The following is a 21,399-nucleotide window of genomic DNA, read 5'->3' on the forward strand; positions in this document are numbered from 1 at the left end:
AGGTTGTCGTGGCGGGTTCCGGCCGGTTTGTGGCCGTGATCGCGGCAAGTTCGCGATCACGAGTGCGGCGGCTGAGGCCGGCCGGGTGGTGCGGCTGCGGTTCGTAGATCAAGGGAAACTTCGGGCTGCCTGGACAGCCAGATGTTTCCGACGATCAAGCAACCCGGGTCAAGCCAAGCGCGGAGCACGGCCGCCCCGCACCACGGGCCACGGACGCCGCAGCCCGGCGTCGCGGGGGCACAGCTTCGCGCGCGGCCCGACCCGGCGCGGCACTGCGGCCCGGCACTGCGGCGCGGCACTGCGCGGCGCGGCACTGCGCGGCACTGCGCGGCGCGGCACTGCGCGGCACTGCGCGGCACTGCGCGGCGCGGCGCGGCGCGGCGCGGCGCGGCGCGGCGCGGCACTGCTTGACACGATTCCTCGCATGATCACGGAGACTTGGTGCACCCCTGGAGCCTGTTGCGCAATTCGGATCCCTCGCGCGTCAGCCCCGACAACCGCGCCGATCTTGGAGTTGTGGTCCTTGACAAATCCGGACAAATTCGGAGGTTCATGGCGCCACAACTCCAAGATCGGCGCGTAGTTGGGCCGCCAACACTGTCCCAGCGAATTACGCAACAGGCACCCATGGCTACACGCATCGCGATCACGAGCCACAAATCGGCCGGGACCCGCGCGGCAACGCCGGGCCGCCGCGATCATGAGTCCGGCCGACGACAGGCGGGGCGCCGACCGGAGCCGTCCATCGGTCGACGAACACTAGTCGGTGGTGGGCAGGTCCAGGCAGAACCGGTCGCCTGCCGGTTTGAAGCCGAGCCGGCCGTAGTACGGGGCCACCATGCCGGGCGGGGTGAACACCCGGTGATAGCCGCGGGCGGTCAGCTGGCCGCTGCGGCGGAAGACGAACTCCCCCGGGGTCAGGTCCCGGTACTTCAGCGTCACGTAGTCCAGGTCGACCTGCGCGACCCCGTCCCCCGCGGGCCGCAGCAGCATGACGCCGACGAGCTCGTCTCCGCACAGCGTCAGGAACGCCTGCTGGGTCGTGGTGTCGAACCGGAAGTCGGGGTTGAACCGGGCGATGTCGGCCCAGTGGACCCGCAGGACGTGTGCCAGGAAGTTGTCGTCGGTCGCGACCTCCACGACCTGGTAGGTGTGCTCGTCGTGGCGGGTGCGCAGCAGCCGATACAGCTGCCACACGTTGATGCCGGCGAGCGTCACGTTGAGCCCGACCATGGGCCAGACTCCCACGACGGCGTTGTACGCGACGAGCACGAGCGAGCCGGCCAGGTTGAACACCCGCAGCCGCAGGAGGCGGGTCTGCAGCAGAGACCAGACCAGCAGCGCCGAGCCGGCCCAGCCGACGAGTTCGAGCCAGAGCACGGAGGACATCAGGTGCGCCAGCCCCGGGTGTAGACGACGTCGAGCTTGGCCCTGATCGCCTGCTCCAGGTCGATACCCATCGTGTGCGCGGTGACGAACGCGGTGATCACCACGTCGGCGAGTTCCGCCTCGACGTCGGCGAAGTCGCCGCCGCGCCGGGCCATGCCGTAGTGGCGCCGGGCCGCGCCGACGAACTCGCCGACCTCCTCGGCCAGGGCGAGGGTCTGTCGCAGGTGCGGCGCCTCGGTGAATCCGGCCGCGGTCAGGTGCCCGGCGATGTCGGCTGCGGTCGCGGGCAGGTCCGCGAGCGAGAAGCGATCTTCCACACCGCACAGCATCGCCGATGCCCGAAAAGCCCGCGACGGCGCCGCCGCTGTCGGTTGCAATAGGCACATGTCTGTGCTGTACCACCAGATCCGCGCGTCGTACACCACCGAGACGATCACCGTCTACCAGGCGTACAGCCCGCGGATCGCCCTGCCGGCGCTCGCCGCCGGCCGCTTCGTCGCGCCGTTCAAGCGCGAGCGGATGACGTGGATCAAGCCGTCGTTCCTGTGGATGATGTACCGCTGCGGCTGGGCCACCAAGCCGGACCAGGAGCACGTCCTCGCGATCGAACTGACCCGCACCGGCTTCGCGTGGGCGCTCGCGCACGCGTGCCTGAGCCACTACGACCGGGACGTCCACGCGAGCCGCGAGGAGTGGTCGCGGCAGCTGAAGACGAGTCCGGTGCGGGTCCAGTGGGATCCGGAGCGCGACCTGGATCTGCGGCCGCTGCCGTACCGGTCGTTGCAGATGGGCCTGAGCGGCCCGGCGGTGGACCGCTACGTGGACGAGTGGACGGTCGGGATCACCGACGTCACCGAGCTGGCCCGCGAGGTGCATGCGCTCGTCAGGGCGGGCGACCGCGCGGGTGCGCAGGCGCTGCTGCCGGACGAGCAACCGTTCGACGTACGTAAGTATTGACAGCTATCTGTCAGTCAGGTTTCCTTTCTATTAATTTCCCCGGAAGGAGCCTGCCCGTGAAGAGGTACCTGACGGCGTTCGCCGCCGTCGCGCTGACCACCGCGGCGACCGCGTTCGCCCTCGTGTCGGGCACCACCGTCGCGCTCGCCGCCGCACCGACCGCCGCCCAGCTGCTGGCGAAGACCCAGACCTGCAACCAGGTCTCCAACGGCAAGTACGCCACCGACGACGGCGGCGCCGCCACCGTGGCGGTCTGCAAGAGCGGCTCGGCGTTCTTCTGGACCGCCGACATGGACATCGACTGCGACGGCATCGGCACCACACACTGCAACGCGGGCACCGACCCGTGGTACCAGCCGCAGACGTCGTTCACCACGTCGACCGGCGCGTACTTCACGTCCGAGGTGACGCGGTACTACGTCGTGCCGCTGCCCAGCACGCGGTTCAACTACCAGAGCCAGGGCATCCGGCCCGGCGCCGTCGCCGCGGTGGTCTACAACAACCGCGTCGCCTACGCGGTCTTCGCCGACGAGGGCCCCGACAACATCATCGGCGAGGGGTCGTACGCGCTGGCGGTCGCCCTCGGCATCGACCCGAACCCGGCGACGGGTGGCACCGCCGGACCCGTCACGTTCATCGTGTTCCCGAGCACGGTGCCCAGCCCGGTCGAGAGCAACAGCGCCATCGACACCACCGGCGTGAACGCCGCGAACGCCTGGCTCGGCAGCGGGCCGACGACGGGACCGACCACGGGCGCGCCGGCCGGGCAGATCACCGGCGCCGGCGGCAAGTGCGTCGACGTCGCCGGGGCGAACAGCGCCAACGGTACGGCCGTGCAGCTCTACGACTGCAACGGGTCCACCGCCCAGCGGTGGACCCGCGCGGCCGACGGCACGCTCCGCGCGCTCGGCAAGTGCATGGACGTCACCGGCGCCGGCACCGCCAACGGGACCAAGGTGCAGCTCTACGACTGCAACGGCACCGCCGCGCAGCAGTGGACCCGCAGCGGCCAGACGCTGATCAACGCCGGCTCCGGCAAGTGCCTGGACGCGACCGGCTCCAGCTCCGCCAACGGCACGCGGCTGCAGATCTGGTCGTGCTCCGGCGGCGCGAACCAGAACTGGACCGTGCCCTAACGGCTCGCGCTCACCACGACGTACCCCTTCGGATCGACGACCTCGCGGGCGGTGGCGAACAGCGCCGCCGCCCGCGCCGCGACGGTGTCCACGACGGCGGCGAGCAGGGCGGCGCCGGGCTCGTACGACAGGGCGGCGAGGACCGTCTCGGCGGGGTTGTCGGGGCGGCGGCTGTAGCGGCGGTGCGTCTCGATGCGCACCCGTAGCGGGTCGAGCGTCCGGTACTCCAGCATGCGGCCGACCCTATCGAGTCAGCAGGGAACGCACGTTCCGTACCAGATCCGGGTCTATCGGTTTTTCGAACGAACCACCCGGCCGCACGGCGGCGCCGGAGTGGAAGGCCCGGGCCCCGGCCGCCAGCAGGGGCGGCAGGTGTGGCGGGCGGAGGCCGCCGCCGACCAGGAGGCGCGGGTCGCCCGCCTCCCGCAGCAGCACCGGCAGGCCGTCCGCGACACCCGTCGGCGCGCCCGCCGTCAGCACGGCGTCGAGGCCGGGGAGGCCGGTGATCGCCGACCATGCGGCGGACCGGTCGGCCGCGTGGTCGATCGCGCGGTGGAAGGTCCACGGCGCGCCGTCGAGGGCGGGCAGGACCGCGTCGAGCGCCGCGAGGTCGACCGCGCCGGCAGCCGTCAGGAAGCCGAACACGAACTCCTCGGCGCCGGCCGAGCGCAGGTCCCGCGCCAGCCGCCGCAGCGCGGCCGGGTCCGGTGCCGTGAAGCCGGCCTCGGGGCGCAGCATGACCCGCACCGGCAGGTCGACCGCGGCGCGGACCGCCGTGACGGTCTCCGGGGCAGGGCTGAGCCCGCCGACCGCCATGTCGCTGACGAGCTCGATCCGGTCGGCGCCGCCCGCGGCGGCGTGCCGCGCGTCGTCCGCGGACAGCGCGATGACCTCCAGCATGCTCACCCCCGTGCCCGGCGCTGCCGGTAGGCCCGCATGCGCGCGTCGACTCCGCGGCCGGCGACGTCGCCAGCGGGCGGAGCGGTTCCTCCGGTGATCGTAGAAGGCGTGCCCGGGGAGATCGGCAAGGCATTGCGCTCCTGACTTTCAAACCGCCGTCACCTGCACGTTCCCTTCCGCTGGTTACGGTGCGGTCATGGCAGTGGTACTGGTGGTCGCCGCCCTCGGCACCCTCGTGCTCCAGCTCCTCGTCCTGCCCCTCGTGCTGCTCCCGATCGACATGCACTGGGGCTGGCTTCTGCTTCCTCTCGCCCTCACCACCGTGCCGTTGTGGTCGCTCGTCCACGAGGCGATCCACGGCACCCTCCTGCGGGACCGGCCGTGGAACGACCGGCTCGGCCGGCTGCTCGCGATCGGCTACGGCGCGCCGTTCACCCTGCTCAAGGCCGGGCATCTGCTGCACCACCGGTACAGTCGCACACGCCGCGAGCGGACCGAGGTCTACGACCCGGAGACCACGTCGTGGCTCGTCGCCGCCCGCATGTACTACCCGCGGCTGCTCGGCGGCCTGTACCTCGCCGAACTGGCGTCGGTCCTGCTCGCCCTGCTGCCCGCGGCGGGCTGGCACCGGCTCGTGCGCCGCGCCGACTCCCTCGACTCGGTGACCGGCCTGCTGTTCGAGCGGGTGAGCCGCCGCGACAACCTGCGCCGGTTCCGGCTCGAGGCGGTCGCGGTCGTCGCCGCCTACACCGGCTCGGCGATCGCGTACGGCGCGCACGTGTGGCTGCTCGCCCTCGCCGTCGCGGCCCGGGCGCTGCTGGTGTCCCTGGCCGACAACGCCTACCACTACCGCACCCGCCTCGAGCGCCCCCTCGAGGCGATGAACCTGCGCCTGCCGCGGGCGCTGGAGCTGTTCGTGCTGGCGTTCAACCTGCACAGCGTGCACCACCGGCACCCGGGCCTGCGGTGGCACGAGCTGCGGGCGGCGTTCGTCGCGGAACAGGACGAGTTCCATCTCGGCTGGTTCCCGGCGGTCGCCCGGCAGCTGCGGGGCCCGGTCCCCGCGACGGCGGACGCGGTGCGGCCGCTGCCGGCGTCGCCCGTCACCGACATCAGTGCGGGGCAGTGATCACGCGGGTCACGGTACCCCGTCTCGTCCACGCTGCTGTCGCGTGCTGATCGCCGGTGTGGCAGCCTCGACGGGGAGTTGCGGGCGTCGCGGGCGCTGCCCGCGGTCCGGATGCCGCTGGCGGCCGGCGGGGCCGGGCGTTCCACTTCAGCCAACTGCACTACCTGCCACGCTGGTGGGATCTCGCCTGAGCCCGCGGCGCTCAGTGTGCGGTGTCCCGGCCCACGTCGAAGCCCGGCCCGGCGTGGGGCAGGCCGGGATGAGCGACGTCGGCGCCCAGGTCGAACGGCACCTCCTCGGCGTCGGCCACGAGCTCGTCTTCCACCGCTTCGTCGACGTCAGGCTCGAACGGCACCGGCCCGTGCAGCGCGGCCCCATGGTCAGCAGCCACGGCCGAGAAGTCGACGGTGGGCTGCACGTCGGGTGAGATCATCCGCAGATCGTCTCCGCAGCAGTGCCGGTGCGCAACCAACACCTGGCGACCAACGGCTGTCGTGCCGGCTCCGGCTCTCGGTCGTCGCCGGGTACCCCACGGAGCGTCGACGCCGCGCAGTGCCGACGAGATTGTCGCATGTGGACAATGCCGGCCCGGAAACGCTCCCCCGGCCGGCATTCCCGCGCCCGGACCCGATCGGTGGCCGGCCGCTCGGGCCAGGTTTGCCCACCGCCGCGCGGCCCTCGCCCACGGTCCCACCAGCGGCAGGTCTCGCCGACGGCCGGAAAGTGTTGACTTCGCTTGATGGGGTGACACTCCGCCGAGTGTTGGTGAAGTTTGACCATGACGGAACAGCGGTATCGCGCTGTGCTGGAGGTCGAAGCCGGCGTGCCGGTGACCGAGGTGGCTGAGCGGTTCGGGGTGTCCCGGCAGGCGGTGCACCGTTGGCTGGGCTGGTACCGGTCGCTGGGTTTGGAGGGCCTGGCCGACGGGTCGCACCGGCCGCATGCGCAGACGTCGCCGGAGGTGGACGCGGCGAGCTGTGAACTGCGCCGACGGCACCGAGGCGAAGGTGATCACCGGGGTGGACGACCAATCCCGGTACTGCGTGACCGCCACGGTGGTGCGCCGGGCCACCGGCCGGTTCACCAAGCCCCGCACCGGGTGAGGTGCTGTTCGAGCGGAACTGCCGGAAGAACGGCATCATCGCCCGTAATACCAAGCGATCCCCCACGACGGGGCGGCAGACGAGGAGACTCAGGGTGACCAACACCAACGTCCGGTGGGTGCTCCTCTACCGGACACCAGCGAAGTGGCGCATCTCGGTCGCCGAGGTCCCTGACGCCATCGCCTGTGGCGACCTGCCCGGCACACCACCGGACGCACCGATCGAGGTCGCCCAACACGACGTCGAAGCACACCTCCGTCGGCACTGGAGCTTCACCGGCGAGCTGACCTGGCGCCAGACCGAACCCGACTCGTGGGCAGCTGAACCCACACCCTCGACCGAAAGGTAGATCGTCTAGCCGGAGCTGTCACGCATCGTGTGACGCTGATCCGTAACGGATCAAATGGAGCCCGACACGGCCGGAAAGTGTCATACCCGGGGTCTAGGTTCGGGTCATGGGGGAAACGACGGCAGGACCAGGCAACGCAAGCGAGATCGAGCCGATCGACTGGGACGCCCGGTTTCACGCTGCCATGGCCGAGCGGCAACGCAAGCGCCGCCTGCGAGCCGAGGTCCGGGCCGAGTTCGCCGAAGCCCGGCGGCACGGCCTGATCGCCCGTCACGCCGCCAAGCTGGCCCGTCTCCGTGCCCGTGGGGCCGAGCCCGCCCTGTCGCTGTCACCCGGCCCGGCCTCCGCCCCTCCCCCACCCCCGATGGCCGAGCGACGCCCGTCTCCCACTCCCCCGGCGGCCGACCGGCTCCCCGCGGCGGCTGCGCTTCCCGCACCCGCCGCCGGACCGAGTTGTCCCGCAGCCACCAGGCCGGGACTTCGCGGGCACCCTCGACGCTCCGGGTCCTCCGCACCGGCGGATCCGCCCTCGACGGAGCCGGCCGGTGGGCTCGCATCAACGGAGCCGAGGGCCGGGCATACTGCTGGGCGTGGCTCACTACAGCAGGCTCTACGCGATCGTGATCGACGTTCCGGCGGACGACCACGCGAAGACGGTGACCTTCTGGGAGGGGGCGCTGGGGCAGCCGATCCCGCGAGTGGAGCAGCACCCGGAGTTCCACGGCGCGCTGCTGCAGGGCCACGACATGCTGTTCCTCGCCCAGCGACTCGGCGACGGCCGGCCTCGGGTGCACCTCGACATCCACACCGACGACCTGGAGGCGGAAGTGTCGCGCCTGGAGGCGCTCGGTGCGGCCCGCCTCGATCGGGCCGGCACGTGGCAGGTCATGCGGGACCCGTCGGGCCAGGTGTTCTGTGTCGTGCCGGACAAGCCGGGGACACTCAACGACGACAACGCCAACCGCTGGGACTGACCCTCGCCACGCGAGCGGCGCCGGCAGCAACACGGGCACCCCCGACACCGGCCGGGCCGACGTCACCGGCCGGACACCGGCGCCGGGCCGGTCAACGCCGCCAGGAGACACCTCCACCGGCGGATCCGCACGCCCCGAACGCGGGCAGCTCTCAGGGCGACGGCTGACGGCGGCGGCACGAGAGTGCGATGAGGACGATCCGAGCGAGGCCGGCGGAACACAGGACAGCCGAACGGAACGACGCCAGACCGGGACGACGACCGGGACAGCCAGACCAGGCGGCCAGACCAGGCGGCCAGACCAGGCGGCCAGACCAGGCGGCCAGACCAGGCGGCCAGACCAGGCGGCCAGACCAGGCGGCCAGACCAGGCGGCCAGACCAGGCGGCCAGACCAGGCGGCCAGACCAGGCGGCCAGACCAGGCGGCCAGACCAGGCGGCCAGACCAGGCGGCCAGACGGATCAACGGGACAGCCTCGCGCCGACCGCCCGCCGTGGCCGTCGTGTCCCGATGGCCCGCAGCCCGCGGCCCGCGGCCCGGACAGCGGCCTGATCGAACCGTGCCTGGCCGGTCAGGCGGCGTAGGTGGCCGGGCCGACGCGCCTGTGAGCCGTCCGGCAACGGACCACAGGCAGCGTGCGAGCCGGGTCAGGCGACCGTGTTGCGCCAGGCGCGGCCGCTGCGGCCGATCAGGCGGTCGGCGTCCGTCGGGCCCCAGGACGCGGCCTCGTACGTGGGGATCGGGCTGGTGTCCTCGGCCCAGCGCTCGATGATCGGGTCGACGATGCGCCAGCACTGCCCGACCTCGTCGGAGCGGATGAACAGCGTCGTGTCGCCGATCAGCGCGTCCAGGAGCAGGCGCTCGTACGCTTCCGGGGACTCCTCGCGGAACGTCTTGTCGTAGGAGAAGTCCATGCTCGCGGACCGCACGCGGAACGAGTGGCCCGGCACCTTCGCGCCGAAGCGGAGCGCGATGCCCTCGTCGGGCTGGATACGCAGGATCAGCGCGTCGGGCTGGAGCTCGGTCAGCTGCGAGTCGGGGATCGGCAGGTGCGGCGGGCGCTGGAACTGCAGCGCCACCTCGGTGACCCGGCTCGGCAGCCGCTTGCCCGTCCGGACGTAGAACGGCACCCCGGCCCACCGCCAGTTGTCCACGTCGAGCCGCAGCGCCGCGTAGGTCTCCGTGCGCGACAGCGGGTCGACGCCGGGCTCCTCGCGGTAGCCGGGCATGAGCTCCTCGCGGGTCCCGCCGCGCGTGTACTGTCCCCGGACGGCGATGTCGTCGATGTCCCGGCCCCGCGGCAGCCGGATCGCCTGGAGCAGCTTCACCTTCTCGTTGCGCACCGCCTCGGCGCTGAACGACGCCGGCGGCTCCATCAGGGCGAGTGCGAGGACCTGGAGCACGTGGTTCTGCAGGATGTCGCGCATCGCGCCGGCGTGCTCGTAGAAGCTGCCGCGCGTGCCGACGCCGAGGGTCTCCGCGACCGTGATCTGGACGTGGTCGACCCAGGTGCGGTTCCAGATCGGCTGGAAGATCGAGTTGGCGAACCGCAGGGCGAGGACGTTCTGAACGGTGTCCTTGCCGAGGTAGTGGTCGATGCGGAAGACCTGCGACTCGTCGAACGCCGCGTGCACCGTGTGGTCCAGCTGCTTGGCGCTCTGCTCGTCGTGCCCGTAGGGCTTCTCGATGACGAGGCGCGAGAAGGAGTCCTCCCGCGCCTGGTTGAGCCCGGCGCCGGCGAGGCCGTTGATGACGAGCGGGAACGCCTCCGCCGGGGTCGACAGGTAGAAGACCCGGTTGCCCGACGTGCCGCGCTGCTCGTCGAGCTCGTCGAGGACGGTGGCGAGCCGCTTGTACGTCTCGGGGTCGTCGTAGCCGCCGGCGATGTACCGCACCGCGCCGGCCAGCTGCGGCATCCCCGACAGCCCCTTGTCGCCGAGCACGTTGTGGATGAACTGGTCGTCGTCCATCGGCGTGCGGGCCACGCCGACGACCGCGAAGCGCTCGTGGAGCCGGTTGTGGCGGGCCAGGCTCTCGATGGCGGGAATGAGCTTGCGGCGGGTCAGGTCACCCGAAGCACCGAAGATGACCACCGTGGCCGGCGGGGCGTGGCGGTTGTCGGACTCCTGCAAGACCGTGTCGCTGGACATGGGGTGCGCGCCTCTCCGTCGGACTGCCGCCGTGACACTACGAGTCAACCGCTGCGCACAGCAACGATTCCAGAACGTGACCGGCGTCATGATGGTTCGACGGTACTGGCTGTGCGCCCACGGCAGGAAAACCGCTATCCCGGAGGCTGGACGCGCCATGCGTCGCCCCGCACGCTGGCCGGATCGGTATCCCGGAGTGCTAACGTAAAGTAAGAAGTAATATTCGGAGAGTAGTCGAATCGCTGAACGGGGAGCGCGATGTCGATCACACCGATAGCACCGGCCACACCGACCACGGCCGCCGCGACCAGCGTGAACGCTACCGACCAGGCGCAGAACCGGCTGTTCGAGGACCGCCTCGACCAGCAACGGTTCGACCAGGACCGGGGTCAGCAACGCCTCGACCAGCAGCGGCTCGACGACGCGCGGCAGCAGCAGCGGATCGAGGACCAGCGCCGGGTCCAGAACCAGGAGATCGCGGAGCGGGACCGGCAGCGCGCCGGCGACCTGCGACAGGACCAGGACGAGCAGTACCGGTTGCGCCAGCAGCGGCTGCAGGACCAGCAGCGCCTCGACGACCAGCAGCGCATCCAGGAACAGCGCCAGCTTGAGGAGACACTGCGGCAACGCGCGGAGGAGGTCCGGCTCGACCTCGAGCGGGCCGACGACGCCATCCAGCAGCAGCGCCTCCAACAAACGCCGAGCCTGTTCACCGGCCGTTTGGACGTCTACCTCTAGCTTCGCCCTCGCGGTGCCTGGTTCGCCGGGCCGCGCGAGCGGGGAGAGTCGGGTGGGGCTGCGGGTCGGCGTGCTCGGCGACCGGGGTGAGCGCGTCCCCGCGCCGCTGCGGGCGCTGCGGCCCGAGCGGGCTCAAGAGCATCCGGCGGGCGGCCAATCACGTCATCTGACGGTCGATGACCGGCATCCTGTTCGCGGGGTGCCGGTCATGACCACCGCCTACGGTCGGCGGGGTGAAGCCCCTCCTCGGACACCGGCGGCCGGTGCCGGCGCAGGTCGCCGTCTACGCGTTCGTCATCGTCCCGTTCCTCGCGCTGCTGGCCGCCGTGCCGGTCGCGTGGGGCCGGGGGCTCGCCTGGCTCGACGTCGTCCTGGCCGTCTCGTTCTACGTGGTGACGTGCCTCGGCGCGACGGTCGGCTTCCACCGGTACTTCACCCACGGCGCCTTCAAGGCCCACCGCTGGCTGCGGATCACGCTCGCGGTCGCCGGGAGCCTGTCGGTGCAGGGCCCGATCCTGCACTGGGTCGCCGACCACCGGCGGCACCACGCGTTCTCCGACCAGGAGGGCGACCCGCACTCACCGTGGCTGTTCGGCACGTCACCGGCCGCGCTCGTGCGGGGCTTCTGGCACGCGCACCTCGGCTGGGTCCTGAACCGGGACCTCACCAACCAGGAGCGCTTCGCCCCGGACCTGCTCGCCGACCGGGACATCCGGATCGTGCACCGGCTCTTCGGCCCGCTCACCGTCGTGACGCTCGCCGCGCCGGCGCTGCTCGGCGGCCTCATCACCTGGTCGTGGTGGGGCGCGGCGACCGCGTTCTTCTGGGCGGGCCTCGTCCGGGTGACCGCGCTGCACCACGTCACCTGGTCGGTCAACTCGGTGTGCCACATGATCGGCGACCGCCCGTTCGCCGCCCGGGACCGGTCCGCGAACTTCTGGCCGCTGGCGCTGCTCAGCATGGGCGAGTCGTGGCACAACCTGCACCACGCCGACCCGACCTGCGCCCGCCACGGCGTGCTGCCCGGCCAGATCGACGTCTCGGCCCGGCTCATCTGGCTCTTCGAGAAGGCCGGCTGGGCGTGGGACGTGCGCTGGCCGACCCCGAAGCGGCTGGCCCGGATCCGGCTTCAGAACGCGTAGCGCGTCTGGCTGTACGGGTCCTTGCCGAACGCGAACACCGCCGCCGGCGCGACCCGGTACACGTCGGCGACCCCGGCGCCGCTCGCGTGGTGGAACCGGCCGTCGCGGACCTCGAACCGCCACTCCTCCCCGTACTTCGCCAGCCAGGCCGCCGCCGCCCGGGTGAGCGACGGCTCGTCGCGGAGCACGACGGCCGGGCCCTCGACGACCACGTCGAGTCCGGCGTGCAGCGCGTTGGCGCCGGTGGTGACGGCAACCTCGGGGTTCGCGGCGAGGTTGCGGGCCTTGCGCTCCTGCGACCCGGTACAGAACAGCAGCGCGTCGTCCAGCCACACCCCGATGAGCGGGGTCACATGGGGGCGGCCGTCGGGGCGGACGGTGGACAGCCAGTACACGCCCGCCGTCGCGAGCTCCTCCTGCGTCACCTCCCAGGGGACGGCGGTGGCATGGTCGTCGCTGTACCGTTGATCCAGCGCGGTGTCCGGCATCCGGTTGACCCTTTCTCACGATGTGGAGGCGACGGTTCGATGCTGCCACGATCTCCCCGGATCCTCTCGGTAACCTGGGGACGGATCGAGGTCGAGGGCCTCGGTGCGGTGAAGGACCTGAAGGCCTGGCCGGGCGGCGGACGCGCGTGGGACTGGAACGAGACCGGCACCCAGCACTACCCGGGTGTCCAGCCGGCCGACGTCGAAGAGCTGCTGAGCCACGGCGCGACCGTCGTCGTGCTGTCCCGCGGCATGCAGGAGCGGCTGGCCGTGCCGAAGTCCACTGTGGATGAGATGCACGCCCGCGGCGTCGAGGTCCACGTCGCCGAGACCCGCGCCGCGGTCGACCTCTACAACTCGCTGGCCGACTCCACCCAGGTGGCGGGGCTGTTCCACTCGACCTGCTGAGTCTCACCCCGACGAGTGGGCACCCGCCGACGGCGGCCACGACCTGTCGGTCCACGGCCTGAGCCTCACCGCCCGGACCGACGCCACCTTCGGCCTGTGGTACTTCGGCCATGTCGAGGACGGCAAGGAGTCGATCAGCGATCCCGCGATGGGTGTCCTGCGTGCCTCAGGCGGAGGCGCGCAGGACCAGCTCCGGGTTGAAGATGACCGAGCGCGGCGACCGGCCGGGTTCGCGGATCCGCGTCAGCAGCAGGTGTGCCATCTCGCCGGCCATCTCCTCCACCGGCTGGCGGACCGTGCTGAGCGGCGGATGACACTCCAGGGCCGCCGTGCTGTCGTCGAAGCCGATGACGGCGACGTCGTCCGGGATCCGGCGGCCGGCCTCCTGGAACACGCGCTGCGCGCCGTCGGCCATCAGGTCGTTGGCCACGAACACGCCGTCGACCTGCGGGTACTCCTCCAGCAGCCGGCGCGCGGCCCGCTCGCCGCCGCCCCGGGTGAAGTCCCCCTCGACGTGCACGCCCTTCGGCAGGCCGTTCGCGGCGACCGCCTCCTCGAAGCCCGAGAGCCGGTCCTGCGCGGCCGGCATGTCGAGCGGGCCGGTGATCGTGGCCAGGCAGCGGCGACCCCGGGCGGCCAGCCGATCGACCGCCATCCGCACGCCGGCGCGCTGGTCGACGTCGACGAAGCTGGCGTTCACCGGCTGGCCCGGCCGGCACGACAGGACGACCGGGACGCCGAGGTCGACGAGCTGCGCGGGCAGCGGGTCGTCGACGTGGCTGGAGATCAGCAGGGCGCCGTCGACGTGGCCCTGCCGCAGGTACCGCAGCAGATGCGGCCGCGCGGGCGGGTCGGCGAGAAAGATCACGAGGTGGATGCCCAGCGGCCGGAGCACCTCCTGCGCGCCGGCGGTCACGCGCCCGAGGTACGGATCGGTGAACATCCGCGTCAGGAAGGGCGTCTCGTAGCCGCGGTTCTCCGGCTCGGAGACGACCAGGGCGATCGAGTCCGTCCGCCGGGTCACCAGGGACCGCGCCGCGAGGTTCGGCACGTAGCCGGTCGCGGCGATGGCACGCTCCACCGTGCGGCGCAGCTCCGGGTCCACGGTCTGCACCCCGTTGATGACGCGGGAGACCGTCGCCCGGGACACCCCTGCGTAGTTGGCGACCTGCTCCAGGGTGGGCGGTCGCGAGTCGCTGCCCGTCATGGTTGCCACGGTAGATCGTGCCCCGATGCGATGAGGAGCCGCGGGTGGACGGACTCACACGTCACGTCCACCCGCGGCCGGATTCGGTTACCTGCTAGTTACGTACCTGCTATGCGCGCCCGTCGGCGCCGCACTTGACCTTCAGCCGGATGCAGTAGGCGACGCGGCGCTCCATCTCGGCCTGCGGCCAGGCGTTGAAGAAGTCGCCGTGCATCGTGAACCCGCGGCCCGACGACAGCCGGATGCGCGCCGGGTCACCGTTGACCGGGTACCGCAGGACCTGCCGCAGCTTCGGCACCGGCACCGGGTGCGTCGACGGGCAGTCACCGTTGACCGGGTACGCCATGTGACTCTTGTGGTCGGGCGAGTCCAGGTCGCGGCCGTTCCAGCACTGCGGGAAGTCGAGGTACGACTCCAGCATCGAGCCGGCCGGGCAGTTGATGAAGTCCTTCCCCGCGCCGGCCTCGTTGTGGTGCAGGCAGGACCAGCGGGAGATGGTGGTCGCGTCGGGCGCGGTCGCCTTGGCGTTGCCGGCGACGATCCGCAGCCCGTACGGCAGCGGCTGGGTCCGCTCCCGGACGTCGTCGCGGACCCCTTCACCCAGGTAGTAGAAGGTCGTGATGACCGGCTCCACCGGGTTGTCGTCCTGGTAGAGGGTCGGCACCCAGTACGAGGACACGTCCACCGCCGGGTTGCAGTTGCTCGCACCGGCCGCGAGGTCGTTCACGGTGGTGTGGGCGTTGGTGACCCTGCTGCCGAAGAAGCTGTGCATGTGCGACGCGCCGGGCAGGCCCGGGAAGACGATCGGGTCGTCCGGCAGCCGGTGCGAGAACGGGCAGTCGGCGAGGAACTCCGCGACCCGCACCGCGTTCGGCGGGATCGTGGTCGGCGCGGTCGGCGGCGTGGTGGCGCCGCCCGTGCCGAACACCTGGAACTCCCACAGCGACACGCCGAACTGCGTGGCCCGGCGGGTGGTGTTGATCCGCACGTAGCGGCCGGAGCCGCTGACGTCGAGGGTCTGCACGCCGCCGGTGCCGTTCACGGTCGTGTTGATCGTCGTCCACGAGCTGCCGTTGGCCGACGTCTGGATGGTGAAGTCCCGTGCGTACGCGGCCTCCCAGTTGAGGACCACACGGTTGATCGTCGCGGTCGCGCCCAGGTCGACCTGCAGCCACTGCGGGTCGCCGAACGCGCTGGACCAGCGGGTGCCGGCGTTGCCGTCGACCGCGTTGGCGGCGGACGCGCCGCCGTTCTCGGTCGACGACGCCGTGGCCGGCTTGCCCTGCGAGATGGGCACCTCTGCCGCGTCGGCGGAGGTCAGCAGTCGTGCCCCGATACCCGCCGCGACGACGAGGGTCAGGGAGGCGCCGATAAGCAGTCTACGAATTCTCATTTGTACACCCGCACATAGTCGACGTACATCCGGGACGGGAAGGGCGTGGTCGCGTCGATCGGGCCCGGGAAGTCACCGCCGACGGCCAGGTTGAGGATCAGGTAGAACTGGTGGTCGTAGACCCACGGGCCACGCGTGGTCTCCACGGTCTCCTTGTCCGCCACCAGGATCACCTGGTTGTCGACGCGGAACGTCATGTGCTTGCTGTCCCACTCGACCGAGTACAGGTGGTAGTCCAGCGACAGGTCCACCGTGCTGATCTTCTGGCCGTAGCCGCCACCGCCGTTGTAGGCCGGCGCGTGCAGCGTCGAGTAGATCTCGTTGGTGTTCCGGCCGAGGATCTCCATGATGTCGATCTCGCCGTTGTACGGCCAGGGGCGGCCCTGGAGGAAGTCGGTGCCCATCATCCAGAAGGCGGGCCAGAGGCCGTTGCCCTTCGGGACCTTGACGCGGGCCTCGATCCGGCCGTACTGCGTAGAGAACTTGTTGCTGGTGTTCATCCGGTGCGAGGTGTAGTCACGGCCGCCCGCGGTCTGGCGACGGGCCTCGATGACCAGGGAGCCGTTCTCGATCGTGACGTTCTCGTTGTTGGTGTAGTACTGGATCTCGTTGTTCTGGCCCGTGCCCGGGTCGATCGTCCACTTCGCCGGGTCCGGCTTGCTGCCGTTGGCGGTGTTGAACTCGTCCTGCCACACCAGGTTGGTGGCCGGGAACACCGGGTCGGCGGGCCGCGCGGGCGGCTGGGTCGGCGCGCCGCCGGTGCCGTAGACCTTGAACTCCCACAGCGAGTAGCCGTAGCCGTTGGAGCGCTGGGTGCCGTACATCCGCACGTACCGGCCGGAGCCGTTGACGTTCAGGGTCTCCTTGAAGCCCTTGCCCGTCGTGGTGGTGTAGATGGGCGTCCAGTTGGTGGCGTCGTTGGACGTCTGGATCTGGTAGGAGACGGCGTAGGCCGGGTCCCACTGCAGCACGACCTGCCGGATCTGCGCCACGGCGCCGAGGTCGACGTAGATCCAGCCCGGGTCGACCCAGCCGTTCGTGGAGCTCGTCGCCCAGCGGCTGGCCGGGTCGTTGTCGAACGCCTTGTCGGGCGAGCACGGGTTGCAGTTCACGTCGTTCTGCCAGGTCGAGGCGACGGCCGGCTTGTTGTACGAGAGCAGCACGTTGGTGCCGCCCGGGTTGCTCGGGCTGGTGCTCGGGCTGGCGCTCGGGCTGGCGCTCGGGCTGCCGGGCGTGTCACTGGTGGTCGGCACCGGGCCGCCGACGCGGACCTGGAACTCCCACAGCGAGTAGCCCCACTGCGTGGCCCGTGCGGTGCCGTTCATCCGCACGTACCGGCCGGAGCCGTTCACCGTGAGGGTCTGCGTGCCGCCGGTGCCGGTCGTGGTGCTGTACACGTTGGTCCAGCTGGTGCCGTTGTTCGAGACCTGGATCTGGAACGCGGTGGCGTAGGCCGCCTCCCAGTTCAGCGTGACGCCGCAGATCTGAGCAGTGCTGCCCAGGTCGACCTGGATCCACTGCGGGTCGGAGGCGGCGCTGGACCAGCGGGTGCCCAGGTTGTTGTCGACGGCCGAGGAGGCCGGCGTGCCGGCGTTCTCGGCCGAGGACGCGGTGGCGGTCTTGCCCAGCGCGGCATTGGCGGTGCCGCAGGTGCCCGGGTTGTCCGGGGCGCCGCCGTAGACCTGGAACTCCCACAGCGAGATGCCGTACTGCGTGGCCTTCGCCGTGGCGTTGAGCCGCACGTACCGGCCGGAGCCGCTCACCGTGAGGCTCTGGTTGCCGCCGGTGCCGGTCGTCGTGGTGTAGACGTTGGTCCAGCTGGTGCCGTTGTTCGAGACCTGGATCTGGAACGCGGTGGCGTAGGCCGCCTCCCAGTTCAGGGCGACCCGGCTGATCGACTGGGCGGAGCCGAGGTCGACCTGGATCCACTGCGGGACGCTGAACGCGCTCGACCAGCGGGTGCCGGTGTCGCCGTCCGTGGCGCTCGACGCCCCGGTAGCGGCGTTCTCGGCCGACGAGGCGGTCGTCGGCTTGCCCTGCGACAGCAGGGTCTCGGCGGCGTCGGCGCGGGTCACGACCGTGACGATGTAGGCGCCCAGCATGGCGGCCAACGCCAGGGCGATGATGCCGTACCGCAGGGTGTTCCGACTCGTCAGGGCTCTTGGGGAACGATGGCCGGGGCGGGGTTCCGACCACTCCATAGGGACTCCTTTGTGACGTGGGGGTGTCAGAGGTGTTACAGCGGTGTGAGAGAGCGCTCTCTCAGAGAGTTCACAATGAGCCCTCGGTCGAACCATGTCAATGCCTTGCCAGGAATGGGAGAGCGCTCTCCAAACATCGCTCCCTGCAGGTCACGCCCTGGCGACGCTCTGTCAACTAGCGAAGACCACCGATGACCAGGCCCTCGGGAGCGCTCTCTCAGCAGCGCCGGCACCGGACGGCGCCGGCCGCGGGATCGATCTCACCGAGATCGATCCCGCCCCCGCCCGGACGCCGGAACCCGCCCGCGCGGACGCGCCCCAGGGATGACTCGGAACCAGCTCGCGAAACCCGAGCGGAACCCGACTCGCGGGGCGGTTCAGGCGGCCTGCGCCCCGAGTCGGCTCGTGGGCCATGATCATGGGAAACTTCGGGTCGCCCCGACGCCAGAAGGTTCCCGTGATCATGGCCCACGGGAGCAGCCGACCAGGGGGACACCGGCGTCCTTGAGGTGGCTACCGGCGGACCCGTTCCAGCAGGTGGCGGGCGTCGGCACGGGAGGCGATGCGCACGAAGGTGAGGCGGGCGTACCGCGGGTCGGTGGCCGCGGCGCGGTAGCGGCGGCAGTACTTCCCGTGCTGGGTCCACGCCCAGCGGATGACCGACTCCTCCGGGTCGGAGTTGAGCAGGTCCCGCAGGCGCTCCCGGTTGCCGTTCCACAGCTCCTGCCTGGTCAGGCCGCGCCACAGCGTGCGGATCACGACCTGCCGCATCACCGTGCGCCGCGGCAGGTCGAACCACACGACGGTGTCGGCCCGGTCCCACACCAGGTCGCGGACGGCGCTGTAGTTGCCGTCGACGACCCAGTCGTCACCGGCGACGGCCTCCTCCACGCGGCGGCGGAACTCGCCGGTCTCCAGCGGCTGCCAGCCGGGCTGGTGGAAGATCCCGTCGAGCTCCACGAACGGCGCCCCGAGCCGTGCCGCGAGCGCCCGGCCGACCGTCGTCTTGCCGGACCCGGAATTGCCGACCATCGATATCCGTCGCATGGAGCACACCATAGGGTGACTCCGGTGGGGGCGGACGCACAGGCCGTACCGACTAATTTCGAGTCTCGAAGAAAAAGGATTGCGTCAACTCCCGGGCCTTGCCAGGCTCGGCGCGATGGCACTCATCGAAGCACGTCAGCTGACCAAGACGTTCCGCCGGCCCGACAAGGATCCGGGGCTGCGCGGGGCCGTCAAGCACCTCTTCGTCCGCCGGTTCACCGACAAGGTCGCGGTCGACCACATCGACCTGTCGATCGAGGCCGGGGAGGCCGTCGCGTACGTCGGGCCGAACGGCGCCGGCAAGTCGACCACCGTCAAGCTCCTCAGCGGCATCCTGGTGCCGACCTCCGGGGAGGTGCGCATCGACGGGCTCTCGCCGCAGCGGGACCGGATCGCCCTCGCCCACCGGATCGGGGTGCTGTTCGGCCAGCGCACCCAGCTGTGGTGGGACCTGCCCGTGTCCGAGTCCCTGGCGGTGCTGCGGGACATCTACGGGATCGACCACGGCACGTACCGTAAACGCCTCGCCCGCTTCGACGACGTGCTCGAGCTCGGCGAGGTGCTGCCCGTGCTGGGCCGCAAGCTCTCGCTGGGCCAGCGGATGCGCGCCGACCTCACCGCCGCGCTGCTGCACGCCCCGCCGGTGGTCTACCTCGACGAGCCGACGATCGGGCTCGACCTCGCGGTGAAGGACCGGGTGCGGGAGTTCTTCCGCACGGTCCGCGACGAGGGCACGACGGTCATGCTCACCAGCCACGACCTCGGCGACATCGAGGGCTTCTGCCGCCGCCTGGTCATCATCGACGAGGGCCGCATCATCTTCGACGGCGACCTCCAGGCGGTGAAGGACGCCTTCGCCCGCGAGCGGATCCTCAACCTGGAGACGGAGACCGCGCTGCCGCTGGAGGCCGTGCGGTCGGCGCTGCCGGGCGCGACCGTCGAGGCCGGCGAGACGCCGCTGCACCTGGCCGTGCGGTTCGACCGGTTCGTGATGACGGCCGGCCAGGCGGTGACGGCGCTCGCACCGCTGACGAACCTGGTCGACTTCCACGTCGACGAGCCGTCGATCGAGGACGTCGTCCGCCGCGTGTATTCCGGCGAACTCCAACTGGACGCCGCATGAGGGCCTATCGCGCGCACGCCCGGGCCTCCGCGCTGAGCGCGCTGGCGTACCGCGGCAACTTCCTGCTGTCGCTGGGCGGCGTCGCGTTCCAGCTCGTCGCCCTGCTGGCGGTGTGGAAGGTGCTCCTGGGCGGCGGCGAGCGCGTCGGCGGCTTCGACTGGCCGCACATGCGCGCGTACCTGCTGGTGGCGTTCGCGTCCGGCGCGCTCGTCGGCACGTTCGTCGACTTCCGGATGTCGTTTCGCATCCGGTCCGGGCTCGTCGCGCTCGACCTGGTGAAGCCGGTCGACTACCAGCGCGCCCGCTTCTGGGAGGTCGTCGGCGGTGTCTGGATCGAGTTGCTCGTCGTGGCGCTGGTCGTGGGAGTGTCGTTCGCGGTCAGCGGGCCGCCCGACCTGCCGCCCGGCCCGGAGCTGGCCCTGTTCGCCACGAGCATGCTGCTGCTCGTGCCGCTGAAGTTCGCCGTCGTGTACCTCAGCACGCTCACCTGTTTCTGGACGGAGAACTTCGTCGGGGTCATGTGGGCCCGCCAGGCGATCACCAACCTGCTCTCCGGCGCGCTGGTGCCGCTCGTGTACTTCCCGGGCTGGCTCGCCACCGCCGCGCAGTGGTCGCCGTTCGCCGGCCTGACCTCGACCCCGGCGCTCATCTTCGTCGGTCAGGCGGCGGGGCGGCAGGCCGTGCTCCTGGTCGCCGTCCAGCTCGCCTGGGTCGTCGTGCTCTGGTTCGCCGCGCGGGCCCTGTTCCGGCGGGCCCTTCGCCAACTGACCGTCCACGGGGGATAGATGGTTCGCCTGTACGCGCGGCTCCTCGGCGCCCACCTGCGTTCCTTGCTGGAGTACGAGGCCGACTTCTGGATCATGATGGCCGGCACGATCATGATGCAGGTCGTCAACGTGGCGTTCCTGTCGGCGATCTTCGCGAAGGTGCCGTCGATCAACGGCTGGTCGTTCTGGACCGTGGTGGCGATGTTCGGCATGGTCGCCGTGGCCGAGGGCGTCGGGTCGCTGTTCTTCGAGGGCATGTGGAACCTGGCGTGGCAGATCAACCAGGGCGACCTCGACTACATGATGGTCCGGCCGTATCCGATCGTGCTCCAGGTGAGCAGCATGCAGGTCGGCATCAACGGCCTGAGCAACATCGTGACCGGCGGCCTGATGCTCGGCTTCGCGGTGTCGCACGTCGACGTCTCGTGGTCGGCGGGCCGGGTGGGGCTCGCGCTGGTCGTGCTGCTGAGCGCGATCGTCGTCAAGGTGGCCATCAACCTGGCGACGAACTCGGTCTCGTTCTGGATGCAGAGCCCGAGTCCGATGTTCGCCTTCGCCGTCCACCAGGTCGGTGACCTGGCGCGGTTCCCCATCTCGGTGTACCCGCTGGCGCTGAAGGCCGCGCTGGGCTTCGTCCTGCCGTTCGCGTTCGTCAGCTTCTTCCCGGTGAGCGTGGTGCTCGGCCACGGCCCGGCCTGGCTGGGCCTGGTGACCCCGCTGGTCGCCCTGTACTGCGTGGGCGTCGCCTGGTGGGTGTTCTCCCGCGGCCTGCGCCGCTACGAGAGCACCGGCAGCTGAG

At 71.0% G+C, this 21,399-nt stretch carries 23 protein-coding genes and 1 pseudogene; 13 read left to right on the forward strand and 11 right to left on the reverse strand.

What is annotated here, in order from left to right:
- Positions 1-759: 759 nt before the first annotated feature.
- Positions 760-1,389 (reverse strand): hypothetical protein, encoded by a 630-nt coding sequence (locus Dfulv_RS30050; protein WP_406567846.1) that lies wholly within the window; start codon positions 1,387-1,389, stop codon positions 760-762.
- Complete coding sequence (locus Dfulv_RS30055; RefSeq protein ID WP_259857108.1) at positions 1,389-1,706, reverse strand: MazG nucleotide pyrophosphohydrolase domain-containing protein; 318 nt, start codon at positions 1,704-1,706, stop codon at positions 1,389-1,391. Before Dfulv_RS30055 ends, Dfulv_RS30050 begins: the two co-directional genes overlap by 1 nt.
- A gap of 67 nt (positions 1,707-1,773) precedes the next feature.
- Here Dfulv_RS30055 and Dfulv_RS30060 point away from each other — a divergent pair, with 67 nt between their 5' ends.
- Together Dfulv_RS30060 and Dfulv_RS30065 are read left to right on the forward strand one after the other, a co-directional pair.
- Positions 1,774-2,346, forward strand: a complete 573-nt coding sequence (locus Dfulv_RS30060) for a DUF4291 domain-containing protein (protein WP_259857109.1) — start codon at positions 1,774-1,776, stop codon at positions 2,344-2,346.
- A 56-nt stretch (positions 2,347-2,402) separates the two neighbouring features.
- Positions 2,403-3,482 carry a ricin-type beta-trefoil lectin domain protein gene (locus Dfulv_RS30065; protein ID WP_259857110.1) on the forward strand — a complete coding sequence of 360 codons (1,080 nt, stop codon included), beginning with the start codon at positions 2,403-2,405 and terminating at the stop codon, positions 3,480-3,482.
- Here Dfulv_RS30065 and Dfulv_RS30070 read toward each other — a convergent pair.
- Entirely contained in the window at positions 3,479-3,715 is a 237-nt protein-coding gene (locus Dfulv_RS30070; protein WP_259857112.1) for a hypothetical protein, read from the reverse strand. The genes Dfulv_RS30065 and Dfulv_RS30070 overlap by 4 nt on opposite strands.
- Positions 3,716-3,725: 10 nt before the next feature.
- A complete protein-coding gene (locus tag Dfulv_RS30075; protein WP_259857114.1) occupies positions 3,726-4,382 on the reverse strand; it encodes a copper homeostasis protein CutC in 657 nt (218 codons plus the stop codon).
- Positions 4,383-4,578: 196 nt separating this feature from the next.
- Here Dfulv_RS30075 and Dfulv_RS30080 point away from each other — a divergent pair, with 196 nt between their 5' ends.
- A complete protein-coding gene (locus Dfulv_RS30080; protein ID WP_259857116.1) occupies positions 4,579-5,511 on the forward strand; it encodes a fatty acid desaturase in 933 nt (310 codons plus the stop codon).
- Between the two features lie 202 nt (positions 5,512-5,713).
- Here Dfulv_RS30080 and Dfulv_RS30085 read toward each other — a convergent pair whose 3' ends face one another.
- Positions 5,714-5,944, reverse strand: a complete 231-nt coding sequence (locus Dfulv_RS30085; RefSeq protein WP_259857118.1) for a hypothetical protein — start codon at positions 5,942-5,944, stop codon at positions 5,714-5,716.
- Between the two features lie 345 nt (positions 5,945-6,289).
- Between Dfulv_RS30085 and Dfulv_RS48935 the strand changes: the two are divergent.
- From Dfulv_RS48935 to Dfulv_RS30100, 4 genes and pseudogenes are all read left to right on the forward strand, one after another.
- Positions 6,290-6,412 (forward strand): annotated as a pseudogene (locus tag Dfulv_RS48935) (helix-turn-helix domain-containing protein); the annotation flags it as partial.
- Positions 6,413-6,488: 76 nt separating this feature from the next.
- On the forward strand, positions 6,489-6,614 hold the full coding sequence (locus Dfulv_RS48940) for a hypothetical protein (RefSeq protein WP_406568069.1): 126 nt from the start codon (positions 6,489-6,491) through the stop codon (positions 6,612-6,614).
- 94 nt (positions 6,615-6,708) lie between these two features.
- Entirely contained in the window at positions 6,709-6,963 is a 255-nt protein-coding gene (locus tag Dfulv_RS30095) for a hypothetical protein (protein WP_259869871.1), read from the forward strand.
- 590 nt (positions 6,964-7,553) lie between these two features.
- Positions 7,554-7,937, forward strand: a complete 384-nt coding sequence (locus Dfulv_RS30100; RefSeq protein WP_259857120.1) for a VOC family protein — start codon at positions 7,554-7,556, stop codon at positions 7,935-7,937.
- Between the two features lie 646 nt (positions 7,938-8,583).
- Here the strand turns inward: Dfulv_RS30100 and zwf are convergent.
- On the reverse strand, positions 8,584-10,086 hold the full coding sequence (gene zwf / locus Dfulv_RS30105) for a glucose-6-phosphate dehydrogenase (protein WP_259857122.1): 1,503 nt from the start codon (positions 10,084-10,086) through the stop codon (positions 8,584-8,586).
- 258 nt (positions 10,087-10,344) lie between these two features.
- Between zwf and Dfulv_RS30110 the strand changes: the two genes are divergently transcribed.
- Together Dfulv_RS30110 and Dfulv_RS30115 are read left to right on the forward strand one after the other, a co-directional pair.
- A complete protein-coding gene (locus tag Dfulv_RS30110; protein WP_259857125.1) occupies positions 10,345-10,824 on the forward strand; it encodes a hypothetical protein in 480 nt (159 codons plus the stop codon).
- 233 nt (positions 10,825-11,057) lie between these two features.
- Positions 11,058-11,966, forward strand: coding sequence for an acyl-CoA desaturase (locus Dfulv_RS30115; protein WP_259857127.1), 909 nt, complete (start codon positions 11,058-11,060; stop codon positions 11,964-11,966).
- Here the strand turns inward: Dfulv_RS30115 and Dfulv_RS30120 are convergent.
- Positions 11,954-12,454: a pyridoxamine 5'-phosphate oxidase family protein gene (locus tag Dfulv_RS30120; protein ID WP_259857130.1), complete on the reverse strand. Its 501-nt coding sequence runs from the start codon at positions 12,452-12,454 to the stop codon at positions 11,954-11,956. The two genes, Dfulv_RS30115 and Dfulv_RS30120, sit on opposite strands and share 13 nt — an antisense overlap.
- Before the next feature lie 39 nt (positions 12,455-12,493).
- On the opposite strand from Dfulv_RS30120, the gene Dfulv_RS30125 reads away from it, so the two are divergent.
- A complete protein-coding gene (locus Dfulv_RS30125) occupies positions 12,494-12,862 on the forward strand; it encodes an Mth938-like domain-containing protein (protein ID WP_259857132.1) in 369 nt (122 codons plus the stop codon).
- Between the two features lie 166 nt (positions 12,863-13,028).
- On the opposite strand, the gene Dfulv_RS30130 is transcribed toward Dfulv_RS30125, so the two are convergent.
- From Dfulv_RS30130 to Dfulv_RS30145, 4 genes are all read right to left on the reverse strand, one after another.
- Positions 13,029-14,069: a LacI family DNA-binding transcriptional regulator gene (locus Dfulv_RS30130; RefSeq protein WP_259857133.1), complete on the reverse strand. Its 1,041-nt coding sequence runs from the start codon at positions 14,067-14,069 to the stop codon at positions 13,029-13,031.
- 109 nt (positions 14,070-14,178) lie between these two features.
- Positions 14,179-15,462: a DUF1996 domain-containing protein gene (locus Dfulv_RS30135; protein WP_259857134.1), complete on the reverse strand. Its 1,284-nt coding sequence runs from the start codon at positions 15,460-15,462 to the stop codon at positions 14,179-14,181.
- The gene (locus Dfulv_RS30140) at positions 15,459-17,663 is read right to left on the reverse strand and encodes a discoidin domain-containing protein (protein ID WP_259857135.1); all 2,205 of its coding nucleotides are present in this window, start codon (positions 17,661-17,663) and stop codon (positions 15,459-15,461) included. Before Dfulv_RS30140 ends, Dfulv_RS30135 begins: the two co-directional genes overlap by 4 nt.
- Positions 17,664-18,176: 513 nt before the next feature.
- The gene (locus tag Dfulv_RS30145) at positions 18,177-18,710 is read right to left on the reverse strand and encodes a shikimate kinase (RefSeq protein ID WP_259857136.1); all 534 of its coding nucleotides are present in this window, start codon (positions 18,708-18,710) and stop codon (positions 18,177-18,179) included.
- A gap of 115 nt (positions 18,711-18,825) precedes the next feature.
- Here Dfulv_RS30145 and Dfulv_RS30150 point away from each other — a divergent pair, with 115 nt between their 5' ends.
- Genes Dfulv_RS30150 through Dfulv_RS30160 form a run of 3 tightly spaced genes read left to right on the forward strand, consistent with a single transcriptional unit; the run spans position 18,826 to position 21,398 of the window.
- A complete protein-coding gene (locus Dfulv_RS30150; protein WP_259857137.1) occupies positions 18,826-19,833 on the forward strand; it encodes an ABC transporter ATP-binding protein in 1,008 nt (335 codons plus the stop codon).
- Positions 19,830-20,618, forward strand: a complete 789-nt coding sequence (locus Dfulv_RS30155) for an ABC transporter permease (RefSeq protein ID WP_259857139.1) — start codon at positions 19,830-19,832, stop codon at positions 20,616-20,618. Before Dfulv_RS30150 ends, Dfulv_RS30155 begins: the two co-directional genes overlap by 4 nt.
- Positions 20,619-21,398 (forward strand): ABC transporter permease, encoded by a 780-nt coding sequence (locus Dfulv_RS30160; protein ID WP_259857141.1) that lies wholly within the window; start codon positions 20,619-20,621, stop codon positions 21,396-21,398. It begins immediately after the preceding gene.
- Position 21,399: the final 1 nt, after the last annotated feature.

Source organism: Dactylosporangium fulvum (assembly GCF_025137375.1).
In the GTDB taxonomy this organism is placed as follows: Bacteria; Actinomycetota; Actinomycetes; order Mycobacteriales; family Micromonosporaceae; genus Dactylosporangium; species Dactylosporangium fulvum.